The sequence below is a fragment of the Nannocystis punicea genome (genome assembly GCF_026965555.1).
Lineage (GTDB): Bacteria > Myxococcota_A > Polyangia > Nannocystales > Nannocystaceae > Nannocystis > Nannocystis punicea.
Window position 1 is genome coordinate 98711 of record NZ_CP114040.1, and the last position, 15805, is coordinate 114515.

Genomic DNA, 15805 nt, shown 5'->3' on the forward strand with positions numbered 1-15805 from the left:
GGGATGGTCCGGTGGCGCGTCGATCGATGAGGCGATGCGCGCTCCGTGGGCCTGTGTCCGTCACCCTGCACACCTCGAGGAGGTCTCCGATGCTTCGATGTCCACGCGTCGCGTCACGCTGTTCCTTCGTCCTCTCCACGCTGCTGCTACCGACGCTCGGGTGCGGCGACACGCCGCCTGCCGAGAGCACGGGCACCGGCGAGGGCGTCACGACCGGCGACACCACCGAGGGAGTCGCCACGACCGACGAGAGCGTCCCGACCACGAGCGAGGCCAGCAGCAGCGACGGCAGCAGCAGCGACGGCAGCAGCAGCGACGGCAGCAGCACCGGGGGCGAGCCGGCGGGCTGCGACGCGTCGAGCCCCTATTACGTCGAGCCCTATTTCGACCCGACGCCGCCGGCGCCCGACGAACTGCTGTGGAGCAGCCACGGCGGCTGGGCGCTGTGGGACTTCTGTCAGTGCAAGCCGGACGACACCGCGCTCCCGGAGGACCCGCGCGCGATGGTGCAGCCGGGCGTCAGCGACGGCCGGGCGGTCGCGTTCAACGCGTTCTGGAAGGACTGCCACGTCGATCCGGCGCTCGTGCAGGAGGTCGGCGCGGCCAAGACCTGCGGCGAGCTGCGCGAGCGCGCGAAGCGGGGCAGCGCCCTCCTCACGCCGAGCGAGATCGGCTCGGGCGCGCTCTTCTCGGGGACGGAGCCGCAGGACATCACGGCCGGCTTCGGCATCGCCACGTTCCCGGCGACCCAGTACAACAAGCTCTGGCAGATCTGGGGCTTCCAGTCGCGCCCCGACAACTTCGACGAGCTGGTCTCGCAGCGCTACGGAGCGCCCTTCGGACCGACGCCGAACCCCTATCCGTTGCCCGGCGAGGATCCGAACCTCACGAACGGCGGCTCGGGTCGGCTCCCGCAGTTCTTCACCCACCTGCGCGGGCCCGACGGCACCTGGACCGGCAAGATCGGCATCACCTGCCAGGGCTGCCACTCCGGCAGCATCGGCGCCCCGGAGGACGGCCCCGGTCTCGGCATGCTGCTCGGCAGCGGCAGCCCGCTCGCCGATCACAACCTGTTCCTCCGCGACATGCTCCCGCTCGGCTACCTCGCCTCGGCGGCGACGATCGCCAACCTCAACCGCACCCGCGGGGTCAACAACGCGAGCGACGTGAACCTCGCCTTCCTGTTCCCGGACGAGGAGCTGTACGACTTCCAGACGCTGTGGGGGGTGCTCACCTCCGGCTCGACCGCCGGCATGAACACGCCGTCGTGGTGGAACATGGGCCACCGGGCGCTGAAGTTCGTCGACGGGACGTTCCCGATGGACGCGCCGCGCGTCGACATGGTGTTCTACACCCCGTTCTTCGGCCTCTTCGGCGGCATCCTCGGCCAGCTCAGCGAGTCCGGCCAGGCATGGATGCGCCAGCACGGCCCCGACGCGAACGACTGGATCGTGACGCTCAAGGCGCCGAGGTACCCGTTCGCGATCGACGAGGGGCTGGCGCGCAGCGGCGCCGTCTTCTTTCACACTGTCGACCTGTGGGCGCCGGCGCGCAACAACCCGGTGAAGAACCCCAAGGTCGGCAACGGCTCGTGCTCGAGCTGCCACGGGGCGTACGCGCCGCGCTTCTTCAACGACCCGGCGTGGCTCGCCCGACCGGAGCTCGAGGGCGTCGCCAGCTACATCACGCCGCTCGACGTCATCGGCACCGACCCGGTGCGGATGGAGACCAACAACGAGGCGGTGCAGGTGGCCGGCGCGAAGAACTTCTTCGGCTACCCCGAGACCGCGGGCACCGACCAGGACTGCGGACCGCAGAACCGCGCGGACCTGCGCGGCGATCGTGAGCTCGGCTACCTCGCGCCGCCGCTCCACGGGGTGTGGGCCACCGCGCCGTACCTCCACAACGGCTCGGTGCCCAACATCTGGGAGATCTTGCAGCCGTCGGCGCGCAAGAACATCTGGCTGCGCCTGTCGGCGCCGCCGCGGCCGGACCAGGCCGGCGACGTGGTGATGGGCTACGACACCAGCCTGACCGCATACGACACCGAACGCGTCGGTTGGTACTACCAGGAGATCCCGTGCGAGATGAAAGGCTTGAACCAGCCGGACGTGTCGCCATACATCGACTGCGTCCCCGGCAGCGACAACGACCCGCTGCTCCAATTGCTCCTCAGCACGCTGTACTCCAACTTCATCGGGGTGTGGAACATCCTCTATCCGCCGATCCTCACCGAGGAGCAGATGGAGGAGCGGAAGATCTACAATACGCATATGCACGGCCAGGGCAACGAGGGCCACGAGTTCACGTCGGTGCTCACCGACGACGAGAGGCTGGCGATCCTCGAGTACCTCAAGACGCTCTGAGGTCGCGGGTCGTCCCCGCGCAGGCCGACTGTCGCAATCGGCGGGGAGCCCCTCGCGCGAGCTCGCCCGGCCGTCGTGAGGCGCGCCGGCGGCGCGCGGCGAAAAGTCGTCGCGTCCGCAATTGTCGAGAGCTCGGCGGGGACTACCGTTCGAGGGCTCCATGCAGCTGATCCGCACCGTCATCGATGAGCGTCGAATCCCGCGTTCTCGCCGCGTCCTCGCGTTCTCGATCGTGTCGCTCCTCGGGGCGTGCAGCGATGACGTCGGGACGGCCACCGAGGGCGAGACCGGGAGCACGAGCGCTCCTGGCAGTACGAGCACCGGCGAGCCAGCCAGCACGACGTCGACCGGCGAGCCGACCACCAGCACGACCGGCTCGGCGAGCACGACCGGCCAGGCGAGCGAGACCAGCGCCGGCGAGCTCACCACCGACGATGTCCCGGGCGAGGAGAGCGGCTCCACCGGCGCGCCGATCTGCCCCGACGGCGAGGTGATCTGCGAGGGCGACACGGTCAAGGTGTGCGACGGCGCGGGCGGCTTCAAGTTCGAGGAGGCCTGCTCCAAGGGCTGCTTCGCGGGCTACGGCTGCCAGATCTGCGTCCCGAATACCACCGCCTGCGGCGGGCCGACGGTGTATCTGTGCAACGAAAAGGGCAACAAGCAGACCGAGGTCGACTACTGCGATCCGTTCCAGGGGATGGAGTGCGACCCCGGCATCGGTCAGTGCGTCGGTGACTGCTCGGCGGACGCTCTGGGGCGCTCCAACGTCGGTTGCGACTTCCACCTGGCGAACGGTCTGCAGCACGACCTGCACAACCAGGAGCCGGACCGTACCGGGTATGTGATCGCCAACATGGGCGATCAGCCGATCGTGCTCACGCTGACCTGGCCCGGCAGTGTGGCCAAGGCCCATTTCGGGACCGTGCCTCCCGAGGGGACGTCGACGTTCTACCTGGGATGGAACGAGGCGCTGGTCGCGGGCACCGGGCCGACCGCGCGGGTGGAGGACGCCGCGGTCCGACTGCGCGCGACCGGGCCGATCGCGCTCAATCAATTCAACACCTTCGATCCGACCGGCAGCAGCGACGCCTCGACGGTGCTGCCCGTCACTGCCTGGTCGGACCGCTACGTCGTCGCCAGCTGGGCCTCGTCGGGCGGGCTGCCCGGCTTCTACACCGTGACGGCCGCGCACGACGACACGACGATCACCCTGACGCCGTCGGCCACCGGCAAGGCAGTGCAGGCCGGGGCGGGGGTCGCGGCCGACGGGTCCGGCGTGGTGACGCTCGACGCCGGCGAGGTGCTGCAGGTGGTCGCGCAGCTCGACGACGCGGCCGACCTCACCGGCACGATCGTCGCCGCGGACAAGCCGGTGCAGGTGAGCGGCGGGCACAAATGCGCGGACATCCCCGCGGGCCGCGAGAGCTGCGATCACCTCGAGGAGGCGATGCTCCCGCTCGGCGACCTCGCCACGGAGTACCTTGTCGTCCCGCCGCTGGACGAGTCCGGGCAGCGGATCGTCCGCATCGTCGCCAGCGAGGACGACACGAGCCTGAGCTTCAGCCCCGATCAGCAGGTCGCCAAGACGCTCGCCAAGGCCGGCGACTTCGTCGACCTCGGGCCGACGAGCGCGGCGTTCGTGGTCGCTGCCGACAAGAAGATCCTCGTCTCGCAGTACATGCTCGGCCAGCCGGACGCCGACGGCGACCCGTCGATGATCCTGGCCGTCAGTCCGCAGCACTGGCGAGAGCGTTACGTCATCCAGGCGCTGTCCGACTGGACGGCCCAGTTCGCCGAGATCGTCGCCAAGGACGGCGCACAGGTCACGTTCGACGGCCTGCCCGTCGGCGGCTGGCAGCCGCTCGCCGGCACCGGCTACTCCGTCGCCCGCGTCGAGATCGACGACGCGGTCCCGCCGGGCAACCACGTCCTCCTCGCCGATCAGGGGGTCGGCCTCGCGGTCCGCGGCGTGGCCGATCTCGTCAGCTACTGGTACCCGGGCGGCTTCGAGATCCACGAGCCGCCGCAGTGAGCGGGCGATCGAGATGTCCTGACGTCGTGCGAGATCGGGCTTCCGCGGAAGACGTCGCTCGGGCGTCGCTGCGCCCGAAGAGCGCGCGTCGTCATGGCGGGCGGAGCTCGACGCGGATGCGGTCGCGCGAGACCTCGTGGATCTCGAGCCCGGCGGCGTATTCGTCGAGGCCGAGGGCGCGCAGCGCGGTGGGGGAGAAGGCGCGGAACAGGATCCGCGCCTCCGCCGAGAGCGGCCCGCGAGCGGCGCGCCCCGTCGGTACGCGGAGCCGGAACACCCGCTCGCGCAGCGGCCCCAGGGCGTTCGACACGTGCTCGGCCGCGCGCCAGGGAAACAGCACCGGCTCGCCGCGTTCGTCGACGAGGATCGAGCCGAGCCGCAGGAGCTCGGGGGCGCCCGGCGCGGCGAGGGAGGAGCCGCTCGGCTCGCCGCCGGCGTCGAGGGTCCCGGTGGCGAACACGATTCGACCGTCGCTGTCGCGGACGACGACCTCGACCCAGGCCTGCCGGTTGAAGGTCGAGCCGGTGGGGAAGTTGTGGGCGGCGATGTTGTTCGTGACGGCGACGAAGAGGTCGACGACGTCGCCGGCGCGGACGGACGTGTCGGCGGTGATGTCGACTCGCGCCGCGCTTGCGAGCAGCCGCTTGACCTCCGCGCGCAACGAGGCTTTCTCCTCCGCGGTGAGGAAGCCCTCCAGGAGCGGGATGCCGGCGCCGATCCAGGTGTGCCGGTGGAGCCTGCGCGTCGGCCCGCCGACGACCGCCGGGCCCTCGTAGCTGGGCATGTGGCAGCCCTGGCACTGGACTCCGGCCGCCGCGGCGGGGGACCCCTGCCATTCGCCGTACGGGCGCTCCAGCACGAGGCCGCTCACCTCGCGGAGGTCGTGGCAGCCCGCGCAGAAGCTCGCGGCGCCGTGGAGCGGCGAGAACTGTGATTCGTGGGCCGCGCTGATGATCGGCTCGGCGATCGTGCCGCGCATCGGCCCGTCCGGGTCGAGCACGTGGCCGCTGTTGTAGGGACGGGCCAGGGACGCCACCTTGTGGCAGCTCTCGCAGGTCACGCCCTCGAGGGTGATCGGCTGCAGGTCGGCGAAGTCGAAGCCGGGCACGATGTCGCCGCCGCGGGTGCCGATCGGGCTGTGGCACTGCAAGCAGAACATGTCCTGCTTGCCGCCGTAGTGCTCCTGGCGCACGGCGACGAACGCCCGAAACACGGGATCGATCATCGCATAGGCGTGACCCGAGGTGCTCCACTCGAGGTAATGGGCCTCGTGGCACAGACCGCACTGCTCCGCCGAGGCGAAGCCGTCGAGCGCGACGGTCGGCTCCCGCGGCATCGACAGCTCGTCGGACAGGAGCTCGTCCGGGCCGCTCGGGCTGCCGCCGCCGCCGCAGGCGAGCGGAATCAGGGTCAGGATCGTGCGGAGCGTTTTCATGCGTCACTTGGCCTCGAGGCCGAATCTCGGCCGCGAGTCGCCAGGATGTTGCGCGGCAGATGTATCACCCGATCATTGGCGGGCAACGGACGCGCCATGCGCCGGTGAGGGGTGACACGGCGCGCCATTCGCCTTTATGCACTGGATGACCCGAGAGACATGTACCATGAAACGCGCGACCACCGGGCCCCATTCGTCGGACAGGGCGGCGCACGGGTCCGACGCATAACATGTCTGTCGAGACATGCGACCCCGGAGGGCGTGAACGCGCGCCACTTATTAAATGTCATGAGCACCGATTCGTGCGCTCAGGTGCTCCGCGGACCCACGAAGGGCGTTCGCGGCTCGGCGGCCGCCAGCGGCGCCGTGCGTGCCCGTCGCGCCGGCGCGTGGCCCATGCCGCTCGCTGCGGGCGGCTGCACCCCGTCGGGGCGGCGCTCGCGAGGAGCGCAGGCGTTCAAGGCGCGCCAGCCTCGCGGCCGCCGCCCGTCGATCCTCGCACACGCCGAGGAGGGGTGCGAGGACCGACGAGCGCGCAGTCGCTGGCCCTGCGGCGCGCGCGAGGGTCCATCCCGATCCGCGCCGTCGCTGCCGCGCGTGTCGTCACTCGGTCACGAGCTCATGCAGCTGTCTTTGAGCGCAGGTCCTACCATGCACGTCGCGGCTGTCGTGAGCGACGGCCGCCGCGACGCCGCGGAGAGGCGCCTCAGGCGTCCTCGCGGTTCGGGTTGTCGAGGCGGAAGAAGGTGCTGGTGTCGCCGTTGGCCTTGTGCTCCTGATATAAAAACACCAGGCGCCGCTCGTCGAAGGGCTTGAACCACTCCTCCCATTCGATCTCCTCGAGGTTCTCCCCCCCGAAGCCAGGGAAGTCGAAGCGGAGGACGCCGGCTCTTCCCTCGTGCTCGGTGCTGCTCACCGTGGCGGGGTTGGCTCCGCGCGCCTCGGCCCAGCGGCAGATCACGTCGTGGTTGCGCGTCGCCAGAGTCTGCCCGGGCCGGTCCTCGTGCTCGTCGACCGAGCGGATCCACTTGGCCCGCTGCGTCGACCGGGACCGGCCTTCTTCCCCCTCTTCTGCCTGGTCGTCGCTGCGCCTGCGCGGCTCCTCTTCGTCTCGATCCCTGTCCCGCTTCGTCATCAGCGCTCCTCCTGCGGATATGTGGACTGCGGAGGTTCGTAGCATCGCCGCCCTCGCCGTCAAGCGAGCCTGGCGGTGCCGGTCGCGTCCGCTCGCCGAACCGCGGGGCGAGAGGCCGCCGGCGTCCGCCGGGTGGAATGATGAGACCGGCCTGCGGGCGGCGAGCGGGCGCGTGGACCAGGTCGTTCGCGGCGTGTGCGAGCCGGCCACGCGAGGTCCGCGAATGCGCGGACGTGGGCGCGGGTTCGCCGGGCGAATTGGACATGTCTTTGGAGACATGTCGGTCACGGCGCGGCGGCGAACAGCGCGGCGACCCAGTCGACGAACACCCGCAGCTTGGCGCTCAGGTGGCGGTTCTGCGGGTATCCGAGGTAGATCGGGTGCGAGGGGCGCTGCCAGTCGGTCAGGACGGGGACCAGCTCGCCGCGCTCGAGGTAGGGGCGAGCCATGCACTCGAGGGCCTGCAGCACGCCGAGGCCGGCCGCGCCGGCGGCGAGGTGGGCGTTGCTGTCGTTGACGCCGAGCCGGCAGCGGCCGCGGATCGCCAGGGATTCGCCGTCGCGCTCGAATTGCAGGACCATCGGCCGGGCGGCGCGCGGCGAGACGTAGGTGACGACGAAGTGGTCGCCCTCGAGGTCGCGCGGGTGCTGCGGCGCGCCGTGTCGCTCGAGGTAGCCGGGCGAGGCGCAGGTGACCCACCGGATCGAGGCGAGCTCGCGCGACACGTGGGTCACGTCGTAGGCGGTGCCCCGGATCACACAATCGATGTTGTCGCCGATCTCGTCGGCGGCGCGGTCGCTGACCTCGAGCACGAGCTCGATGTCCGGGTAGAGCGCGTAGAACCGCGGCAGCGCCGGAATGACGACGATGCTGGCGGTGGTCCCGCCGAGGTCGACCCGCAGCTTGCCTCGCGGGCTCTTCTGCGCGTTGCTCAGCGTCGTCTCGATCTCGTCCAGCTCGCCGAGCAGGCGGCCCGTCTGCTCGTAATAGGCGGCCCCGTCGGCGGTCACTGCCACCCGCCGCGTGGTCCGCTCCAGCAGCTGGACCCGCAGGTGCGCCTCCAGGCCCTGCACCAATTTGGTCACCGTGGCCTTGGGCATCTGCAGCGAGGCCGCCGCCCGGGTGAAACTGCCGGCCTCGACGACTCGCGCGAACACGCGCATCGCTAACAAGTGATCCATCGCTCCCGGGCTTCTCCACGGCAGACTATTCCCGACGGGGAACAAAGAAGCCATAAGAACTCCTTTTGTTTCCGAGAAGGAAGCAATTGCAGGCCTCTTCGGAGGCGGTCCTGCCGCCGCCGGTCCGGCGCCAGGGCCGCCGGGGAGCCGTGCGCGCGGCCTGACGGCGGCGGGGCCGAGGGGGACTTGCAATCAGTTTCCGAGGAAACTATCATGACCGGGCGATGGCGGCGAAGCGGGAGGTCAGCGGGCTCGAGGCGCACCTCGGCTATTGGCTGCGGCGGGTGTCCAACCAGGTCTCGCACGCGTTCCGGCTCAAGGTCGAGGCGTGCGGCGTCAGCGTCTCGGAGTGGGTCGTGCTGCGCGAGCTGTACCGCCCCGAGGGCGCGTCGCCGGGGGCGCTGGCGCAGTCGCTGGGGATGACGAAGGGGGCGGTGTCGAAGCTGGTGGGCCGCCTCGAGGACAAGGGGCTGGCGACCCGCTCGCCGTCCGAGGTCGACCGCCGGCAGCAGGCGGTCGCGCTCACGGCGAACGGGCGGGCGCTGGTGCCCCGGCTGGCCCACCTGGCCGACGCCAACGACGAGGAATTCTTCGGCCACCTGCCGCGACCGGTCCGCGACGAGCTCATGCGCGTGCTGCGGGAGCTGGCGCGGACCCACCACCTCGACAGCGCCCCGATCGATTAGGGGCAGGAGAGAGCGACCAGCGATGACGAACGACAGCGCGAATGTTCAGACGATCGAGGACTGCGCCCGGCAGTCGCACGCAGGGACCATCGACTTCGGCACCGTGGTCACGCGCCTGGCAGCGGCCGGGGTCGAGTCGTACCACGTCGATTACCGGGTCGGCCGGACCACGTATTACACCGCGGCGGGCCAGGTGCACACGTTCGAGCTGCACCTGCAGGAGCCGGCCATCGCCGCCGAATTCGACGGCGCCGCCGTCCAGGCGGCCGTGCGCGGGGCCCAGCAGGGCGAGGTGAAGTACCCCGAATTCGTCCGCCGCACCCGCGCCGCCGGCTGCGTCGGCTACGACGTGTGGATCGCCGGCAGGCACGTCGTCTACCACGGCCGCCGCGGCGAGCGGCACGTCGAGCACTTCCCCGGCGGGCCGGCCGGGCGCGACAACGTCGAGGTGGTGAAGCAGGTGTACGCGGCGTTCGGCCGCCGCGACCTGGCGGCGGTGCTGGCCCTGTATGCGGCCGACGTGCAGATCGATCAATCGCCGGAGGTGCCGTGGGGCGACCACTACGAGGGCCATGCGGGCGCACAGGCGTTCTTCGCCCGGCTCCTGCAGGCGGTCGATTCGACGCTGGCGCTCGAGCGCTTCATCGACGCCGGCGAGCACGTGGTCGCGCTCGGCCGCACCCGCGGCGTCCTGCGGGCCAGCGGTCATCGCTTCGACGTGCCCATCGCCCACGTGTGGCAGATCCGCGACGGCCTGGTCGTGCGGATCCGCTACTGCATCGACAACCCGACGATGCTCGCGGCGATGTCCTGAGGGACATGTCCTCTCGTCAAGGTTGGATCACGGGGGCGAGGTAGACGTCGACGCGGGGCGGGTAGCCGCTCGCGTGGGTGACGAGGTCGGCCCGGCCGTCGCCGTCGACGTCGCCGAGCTCGAAGCGGAAGAAGTTGTAGCCCTCGCGGGCCCCGGCGTCGCTCCAGCCGTCGGCGCCGGCGAGGTAGAGCTGGAAGCGCCACTCGTTGTTCGGGATGTCGGCGGCGGCGTCGGCTCGCCCGTCGCCGTCGAGGTCGCCGAGGTCGAACCACGAGAGGTCCCAGATCTCGCTGATCTGCGGCTCGCCGAAGCCGCCGTCGCCGTCGCCGGGGTGGATGTAGAACTGCGGCGGGAATTCGGTGCTGGCGGTGACGACGTCGACGCGGCCGTCGCCGGTGACGTCGCCGCTGCGCAGCAAGGCGAAGGCCCACGGGTCGGCCTCGAAGAGCGGCGCGTCGGCGATCCCCTCGGCGGTGCCGGGCCACACCTGCAGCCACGGCCACGAGACGAGGCCGTCGCCGATCAGGAGGTCGGCCCGACCGTCGCCGGTCAGGTCTCCGGCCTGCATGTGCGTGAACTCGAACACGTCGGTGGTGGCCAGCTCGGTCACTGCGAGGTCGCCCCCGCCGGCGTAGACGGTGACGCGCGGCGGGTAACCTGTCCCTTGAGCCAGGACGTCGGCGCGGCCGTCCCCGGTGACGTCGGCGACGACGAACTGCGAGAAGTCCCACAGCTCGCTGACGACGACAGCGTCGCGGTCGAAGCTGCCGTCGCCCAGGCCCGGGTAGACGTCGACGCGCGGCGGATACCCCGTCCCCGAGGTAATGAGGTCGAGGCGACCGTCACCGTCGACGTCGCCGAGGTCCAGCGCCTCGAAGTCCCACACCTCGGTGACGACGGGCGTCAGCGAGTCGGGCCAGCCGTCGTCGGGGCCGGTGTCGTCGTCGCCGGTGTCGTCGTCGCCGGTGTCGTCGTCGCCGGTGTCGTCGTCGCCGGTGTCGTCGTCGCCGGTGTCGTCGCCGGTCGTGGGCGCGCCGGTGGAGGTCGTGGGCGCGCTGGTGCCGGCCGGGGACGTGCCGCCGGTGGGGTCGGCTTCGCTCGTGGCGGGATCGAGGTCGCTCGTGGCGGTGGTGATGGGCGCGGCGGTGCTCGCGTCGGCGGCGGTCGGATCGAAGGAGAGCGGGCAGCCGGCGTTGGCGAGGAGCAGCACCGCGGCGGCGCGAGGGAGGCGGCGAGTCACGAGGGATCTAGTACATCCGGCCCGAAGTTCTCCAGGGGTTGCTAGGCCCTCTCTGCAAGGGTCCAGCCGAAGTTGCCGAGGAGCAGCTCGAGCAGTTCGTCGCGAGAGGCGCGGAAGGGTGTTGGTTCCCAGCGCCCGGTATGGGTAGCCATCTCCAGCTGCCACAAGTTGGCGGCGAGACGGCGCAGGCGCGCGTGCGGGATCGGATCGTGGGTGGGGCCGGACTCGAGGGTGATGAGCGGGGCGCGATGCCGGACACGGATATGTGCGAGGCCCTGGTGTTGGCGCAGGAACTGCTCGACAGCGCGAGCGTCATCGTCCGATTTCGCAGCGGCGTTGCGGGTGGTGCGTGGACGGCTCATGCGGCGTGGTGCCGCTGAGTGTGGACGAAGTGACCGCGGAAGGTCCAGTTGAACGGGTGCGCTTCGTCGCTGTTCCAGCGCCGGATGAAGCTCATCACGGCGCGGGGCAAGGCTCCGGCGCAAGGAAAGTCGGCGTAACGAAGGACGCGGCGCTGCAGCAGCGAGAACCAGATCTCGATCTGGTTGACCCACGAGGCATGGATCGGCGTGTATACGAAGTGGAAGCGGTCGCCGTGACGCCGGTTGAAGCGAGCCCAACGCTGGTCCGCACCCTCATAGTGGATGTTGAGGTTATCCCAGACGACGTAGAGCTGGCCGGTAGGATATTTGCGGGCAAGGCTCTCCATGAAGTCCAAGAGGTCCTCGGCCCGTCGTTGCGGCTTGCACTCGCCCAGGACTTCACCGGTGCGGACGTCGAAGGCCGCGAACAACGACCAGGTACCGCGGCGGACGTACTCGAACTCGAAACGGCCCGCGCGGCCGGGCGCGGGGAGCTTGCTGGGAAATCTCCGTCCGAGCGCCTGCATGCCGGTCTTCTCGTCGACGCAGAGCACATGAGCTCCGTCCGGGGGATGATGGTAGAGATCGCAGATGCGCTGAACCTTGCGACAGAAGTCGGGGTCGGGGCTGTGCAGCCAGAGCCTCATCTTGTGCGGCCGGAAATCCTCGTTGCGCAAGATTCGCCCCACCTCGGACACGCTGAGCCCGACACCTGTCTCATGAAGCAGGCGCCTTGCCAACGTCGCATATGTCCACGTCGAACGGGTCTGCTGGCCATGCCTGGCAGGCTTGTCACAGGCGAGTTTGATGAGCTTGCAGCGTGTCGCCGGCGATACCCGAGGAGGTCGCCCACTTCGCGGACGATCCTCGAGCGTCACGACTCGCCCATCACGCGCGAAGCGCCCACGCCACACCCTCACCGTGTCCACGTGGCAGCCCAATCTCCGCGCAATCTCCTGGTTTGAGTGCCCTTCGGCAGCGAGGAGCACGAGCCTCGCCCGGAGTACGAGGCGTGCCTCGGCGCGGCCACTCCGGGCCAGCACCTCCAGTTCGTCACGGACCGAAGGTGCCAAACGAAGCCGTTGTGCTCGTGGGCCTGGCACATCGACGAGATCGTTTTCGCGCCTCGCCTATTCCACCGCCTATACCGCCCTGGCGATGGATCCAGGACAGAACCCCTGGAGAACTTCGGGCAGGCAGTACTAGCGTGGCACGCCGCGCCGGCCGCGGCAAACCGGGCGCGGATGCACGCGCTCGGATGTCCAGAAGGACAGGTTATCTTTTCGAGGATCTAGAAATAGAAGGTGAGGCCGAGCTGGCCGCCTGCGGCCATCATCGCCCGCGCGACGAACTGCACCGACTGGCGGGTGAACTGGGGGCCGATGCCGATGATCCCCTGGCCGTAGAGGCTGACGCGGTCGGCGAGGAAGTACTCGATGCCGAGGATCGGTCCGACGCTGAGGTTGACGAGCCAGTTGTTGGGGCCGGGCGAGTCGAGGTAGTGCACGTGCAGGAAGGCGCCGGTGTACGGGGCGATCCGTCGCCACACGCGGAAGCCCTTGAGGACGGCGATCGATCCGCTCACGCCCGCCGAGACCTCCGGGCGGGACGTGCCCTCGCGCGTGCGGTGGGTGATGCCGGCGCCGAACGAGAACGGCAGGACGAATTTCTTGAAGACGCGACGAACGCCGATCTCGGTGAACATCATGCCGTCGGCCAGCGGCTGATCGCCGAGGCCGGCGACCGACAGCGGACCGAGCCCGCCGAAGATGAAGGTCATGCCCCAGTTGCCGGGCGCGGCTCGCACCACCGGCTGCGTGTCCGGCAGCTTGCCGTCGCCGGCAGGAGCGGGCGGCGAGGGCGTGGCGGCGGGCGGGGCAGTGGCCACCGAAGCGGGCTCGGGTGTGGCGGTCGATGAACTGTCCCCAGAGACAGGTGAATCGACAGGCGGCGTCGCGGACGGCTCGGCGGCTGGTTGCCACGCGGCCATGGAGGGATCGGCGGCAGCGGTCGCGGCTTCGGCGGGAGCGCAGAGGAGGGCGAGCGTCAGGAGGGGGAGGGAGGCCATTGTCCCGATGTTATCGATCGCTTCGACCGAGGTGAGCGGCCTGCCTCGGCGGAGCGTGATCGCGGCCACGGACGGCCGCCCCGGCGGCGAGGCGCGCTCTCGCTCGATTCGCCGGGAGGACGGGCGGCCTGATGGCACGCATGGACGCTCGACGATTCGCGGTCGGTGTGGGTACATGAGAGTCGAGTGTATGTGTGGTGATTTGCCGGAATACTCGACGGAATGGCGAGAGAGCGGCTTCTTTCGGGATGTACGGCCCACGGTCGCACCACTCGCAGGTCGCCCGTGCCCGGCCCTCTCCGTCGCGACTTCGTTGCCTTACCCGCTGGCCAGCGAAGGGAGGGTGCGAGCGAGGGATCGCAGAGCCGCGGAGACACCGGGCATGACGTCCAGTCACGGAGATCGGCACACCCGTCCTTGCGGGCCGCCGGCGATCCACTTCGCGGCGTGTCGGGGTGATTCGTCGAGAGATCGCAATGCGTCGACGGTCGGCCGGCGCTCGCGCGGCGCCCGGGGCCGGCGTGCTCGCGCGGGGGATCGTCGATCGTCGCGGTCGAACTCGATGGCGGGTGCAGACGCAAAGATCGGTGAGGCCGCGACTTGCGCCGGACGCGTCCGCGGGGGACCGAGACCGGGCTCGGCGGGTGGATCGGCGACGGCTGGCCGCGAGGCGCCGATCGGACGGACGTCCAGGTGTTCCTCCGCCTCGACGGTGCGGTCCCGGCTGGGCTCGCTCGCCGAATTTTCAGCGTGCTCGTCGGCGCTGGCCCGGAGACCGATCGCGTGCAATTGCATCGGCGCCCCCCGAGGTCTCATCATGCGACGCACATTCTCCGTCCTTCTCCGATCATTGGCCCTCGCGACCCCGCTGCTGCTGGCCGCCGAGGTGCAGGCCGCGTCCAGCCTGGCGCCGTGCGGCGAGATCTTCGTGCAGGGCGGGGCCGAATGCACGGTGTACGTCGGCCCCGTGTGCGAGGGCATGTGCAAGCCGGTGAGCTTGACGGCCGCCTGCGCCGCGGAGCTGCGGGCCGAATGCGAGGGGGAGTGCAAGGCGGAGGCCAGCGTCGAGTGCGTCGGCGGCTGCGAGGCCGATTGCCGCGCCGACTGCGAGGTCGACCCGGGTGAATTCAACTGCCAGCTGGCCTGCCAGGCCGACTGCAGCGCCAACTGCGACGGACACTGCTCGGCCTCGACGAACATGGGCGAGTGCAAGGCCTCGTGCGAGGCGACCTGCTCGGGCGATTGCGACGGGCAGTGCAAGGTGACGCCGCCCGAGGTCGACTGCGAGGCCAAGTGCCAGGCGGCGTGCACCGGCTCGTGCGACGCGCAGGCCAACATCGACTGCCAGGTCGATTGCCAGGCCGGCGGCTACGCCAATTGCCGCGCCGACCTCGAGGGCGGCTGCAAGCTGCACTGCCAGCGGCCGGAAGGCGCGCTGTTCTGCGACGGCCAATTCGTCGACGTCGGCGGCCAGCTCGACGCCTGCGTCGACGCCCTGAAGGCCCTGCTCGAGGTCGAGGTGTACGCGGAGGGCAACGCCGAGTGCTCCGGCAACACCTGCCATGCGGAGGGCGAGATCGGCTGCCAGTGCGACGCCGGCGGCTCGCCTGCCGGCGGCCTGGCGCTGATGGGCCTGGGGCTGCTCGCGTGGCGGCGGCGTCGATCGTAAAGGCGCCGCCTCGAAGGGTGCTCCGGGCGAATCATGAGACCGCGGGCCACGAGCTCGCGGGAATCATGGCACCGCCCGGTGAGCGCCGGGCTCGTTCGCGCCGCAGAGGGAGGGCGGCGCGGAGCCGGCTCAGTGGGCCGGCTTCTCCGCTTCCATCATCGCGCAGCCGGCGGGGCGCTTCTTGCCGCGCTCCAGCCAGTTGTTCAGGTTGGCGTACTTGGCGGTGTCGATCTTGGCCATTTGCAGGCCCCAGCCCAGCACGCTCCACACGTCGGAGTCGACGAGGGTCCACTTGTCGTGGACGATGTTGCCGACCTCGCCGATGCGGGCGTCGAGGATCTGCAGAGAATTCTGGACCTCGGCCAGGGCGGTCTCGGCCTGCTTGGCGTTGCGCGCCTCGGGGGGGAACCACTCGCTGGTGTTGTGCATGTAGGTGAACAGCGGGCCGCCCAGCGAGACCTGCGCCCAGCACAGCCAGGTGAGCGCCTGCATGTGCTCGCGCGAGCCCAGAGCCGGCCACAGGCCGCGCTCGACGCCGAAGCGCTCGCCCAGGTAGATCTGGATGGCGATCGACTCGAACATCGGCTGGCCGTCGATGACGATCGTCGGGATCTTGCCGTTCGGGTTGAGCTTGAGGAACTCCGGCTTGCGCTGATCCTTGGCCTGCAGGTCGACGAACACCTTCTCGTGGGGGATGTCGAGCTCCGCGAGGGTGAGCTGGACGCGAGAGGCCGAGGACATGGGGTTGTAGTAGAACGTGATCGACATGGTGGGGTGTCTCCGCGCCCCTTGTACGCGATAACGCGCGCCGGTGCTA

Annotated in this window: 13 protein-coding genes; 5 read left to right on the top strand and 8 right to left on the bottom strand. The window is 70.1% G+C overall.

The features are described from left to right. Positions 1-89 precede the first annotated feature (89 nt). Together roxB and O0S08_RS00345 are read left to right on the top strand one after the other, a co-directional pair. Positions 90-2366, top strand: a complete 2277-nt coding sequence (roxB, locus tag O0S08_RS00340) for a rubber dioxygenase RoxB (RefSeq protein ID WP_269036917.1) — start codon at positions 90-92, stop codon at positions 2364-2366. Positions 2367-2526: 160 nt separating this feature from the next. After that, positions 2527-4398: an IgGFc-binding protein gene (locus tag O0S08_RS00345; protein WP_269036918.1), complete on the top strand. Its 1872-nt coding sequence runs from the start codon at positions 2527-2529 to the stop codon at positions 4396-4398. A 91-nt stretch (positions 4399-4489) separates the two neighbouring features. On the opposite strand, the gene O0S08_RS00350 is transcribed toward O0S08_RS00345, so the two are convergent. From O0S08_RS00350 to O0S08_RS00360, 3 genes are all read right to left on the bottom strand, one after another. Beyond that, positions 4490-5833, bottom strand: a complete 1344-nt coding sequence (locus O0S08_RS00350; RefSeq protein ID WP_269036919.1) for a multiheme c-type cytochrome — start codon at positions 5831-5833, stop codon at positions 4490-4492. A gap of 706 nt (positions 5834-6539) precedes the next feature. After that, the gene (locus tag O0S08_RS00355; protein WP_269036920.1) at positions 6540-6968 is read right to left on the bottom strand and encodes a hypothetical protein; all 429 of its coding nucleotides are present in this window, start codon (positions 6966-6968) and stop codon (positions 6540-6542) included. 284 nt (positions 6969-7252) lie between these two features. After that, positions 7253-8149 (bottom strand): LysR family transcriptional regulator, encoded by an 897-nt coding sequence (locus O0S08_RS00360; RefSeq protein ID WP_269036921.1) that lies wholly within the window; start codon positions 8147-8149, stop codon positions 7253-7255. A gap of 224 nt (positions 8150-8373) precedes the next feature. Between O0S08_RS00360 and O0S08_RS00365 the strand changes: the two genes are divergently transcribed. Further along, positions 8374-8835: a MarR family winged helix-turn-helix transcriptional regulator gene (locus tag O0S08_RS00365; protein WP_269036922.1), complete on the top strand. Its 462-nt coding sequence runs from the start codon at positions 8374-8376 to the stop codon at positions 8833-8835. A gap of 22 nt (positions 8836-8857) precedes the next feature. After that, the gene (locus tag O0S08_RS00370) at positions 8858-9649 is read left to right on the top strand and encodes a nuclear transport factor 2 family protein (RefSeq protein WP_269036923.1); all 792 of its coding nucleotides are present in this window, start codon (positions 8858-8860) and stop codon (positions 9647-9649) included. Positions 9650-9665: 16 nt separating this feature from the next. Here O0S08_RS00370 and O0S08_RS00375 read toward each other — a convergent pair whose 3' ends face one another. The 4 genes from O0S08_RS00375 to O0S08_RS00390 form a co-directional block, all read right to left on the bottom strand. After that, positions 9666-10889 (bottom strand): FG-GAP repeat domain-containing protein, encoded by a 1224-nt coding sequence (locus O0S08_RS00375; RefSeq protein WP_269036924.1) that lies wholly within the window; start codon positions 10887-10889, stop codon positions 9666-9668. Positions 10890-10930: 41 nt separating this feature from the next. Further along, a complete protein-coding gene (locus tag O0S08_RS00380; RefSeq protein ID WP_269032845.1) occupies positions 10931-11251 on the bottom strand; it encodes a hypothetical protein in 321 nt (106 codons plus the stop codon). Continuing rightward, positions 11248-12354 (bottom strand): IS630 family transposase, encoded by a 1107-nt coding sequence (locus O0S08_RS00385; protein ID WP_308477865.1) that lies wholly within the window; start codon positions 12352-12354, stop codon positions 11248-11250. Before O0S08_RS00385 ends, O0S08_RS00380 begins: the two co-directional genes overlap by 4 nt. A 188-nt stretch (positions 12355-12542) precedes the next feature. Further along, positions 12543-13319 carry a hypothetical protein gene (locus O0S08_RS00390; RefSeq protein ID WP_269036925.1) on the bottom strand — a complete coding sequence of 259 codons (777 nt, stop codon included), beginning with the start codon at positions 13317-13319 and terminating at the stop codon, positions 12543-12545. An 817-nt stretch (positions 13320-14136) separates the two neighbouring features. Here O0S08_RS00390 and O0S08_RS00395 point away from each other — a divergent pair. Beyond that, a complete protein-coding gene (locus tag O0S08_RS00395; protein ID WP_269036926.1) occupies positions 14137-14988 on the top strand; it encodes an MYXO-CTERM sorting domain-containing protein in 852 nt (283 codons plus the stop codon). Positions 14989-15117: 129 nt separating this feature from the next. Here O0S08_RS00395 and O0S08_RS00400 read toward each other — a convergent pair whose 3' ends face one another. Next, complete coding sequence (locus O0S08_RS00400; protein WP_269036927.1) at positions 15118-15756, bottom strand: glutathione S-transferase family protein; 639 nt, start codon at positions 15754-15756, stop codon at positions 15118-15120. Between the last annotated feature and the right edge of the window lie 49 nt (positions 15757-15805).

Coding starts and splice junctions, on each gene's coding strand:
- roxB (WP_269036917.1), top strand. CDS start 90: ATGCTTCGATGTCCACGCGTCGCGTCACGCTGTTCCTTCGTCCTCTCC.
- O0S08_RS00345 (WP_269036918.1), top strand. CDS start 2,527: ATGCAGCTGATCCGCACCGTCATCGATGAGCGTCGAATCCCGCGTTCT.
- O0S08_RS00350 (WP_269036919.1), bottom strand. CDS start 5,833: ATGAAAACGCTCCGCACGATCCTGACCCTGATTCCGCTCGCCTGCGGC.
- O0S08_RS00355 (WP_269036920.1), bottom strand. CDS start 6,968: ATGACGAAGCGGGACAGGGATCGAGACGAAGAGGAGCCGCGCAGGCGC.
- O0S08_RS00360 (WP_269036921.1), bottom strand. CDS start 8,149: ATGGATCACTTGTTAGCGATGCGCGTGTTCGCGCGAGTCGTCGAGGCC.
- O0S08_RS00365 (WP_269036922.1), top strand. CDS start 8,374: ATGGCGGCGAAGCGGGAGGTCAGCGGGCTCGAGGCGCACCTCGGCTAT.
- O0S08_RS00370 (WP_269036923.1), top strand. CDS start 8,858: ATGACGAACGACAGCGCGAATGTTCAGACGATCGAGGACTGCGCCCGG.
- O0S08_RS00380 (WP_269032845.1), bottom strand. CDS start 11,251: ATGAGCCGTCCACGCACCACCCGCAACGCCGCTGCGAAATCGGACGAT.
- O0S08_RS00390 (WP_269036925.1), bottom strand. CDS start 13,319: ATGGCCTCCCTCCCCCTCCTGACGCTCGCCCTCCTCTGCGCTCCCGCC.
- O0S08_RS00395 (WP_269036926.1), top strand. CDS start 14,137: ATGCGACGCACATTCTCCGTCCTTCTCCGATCATTGGCCCTCGCGACC.
- O0S08_RS00400 (WP_269036927.1), bottom strand. CDS start 15,756: ATGTCGATCACGTTCTACTACAACCCCATGTCCTCGGCCTCTCGCGTC.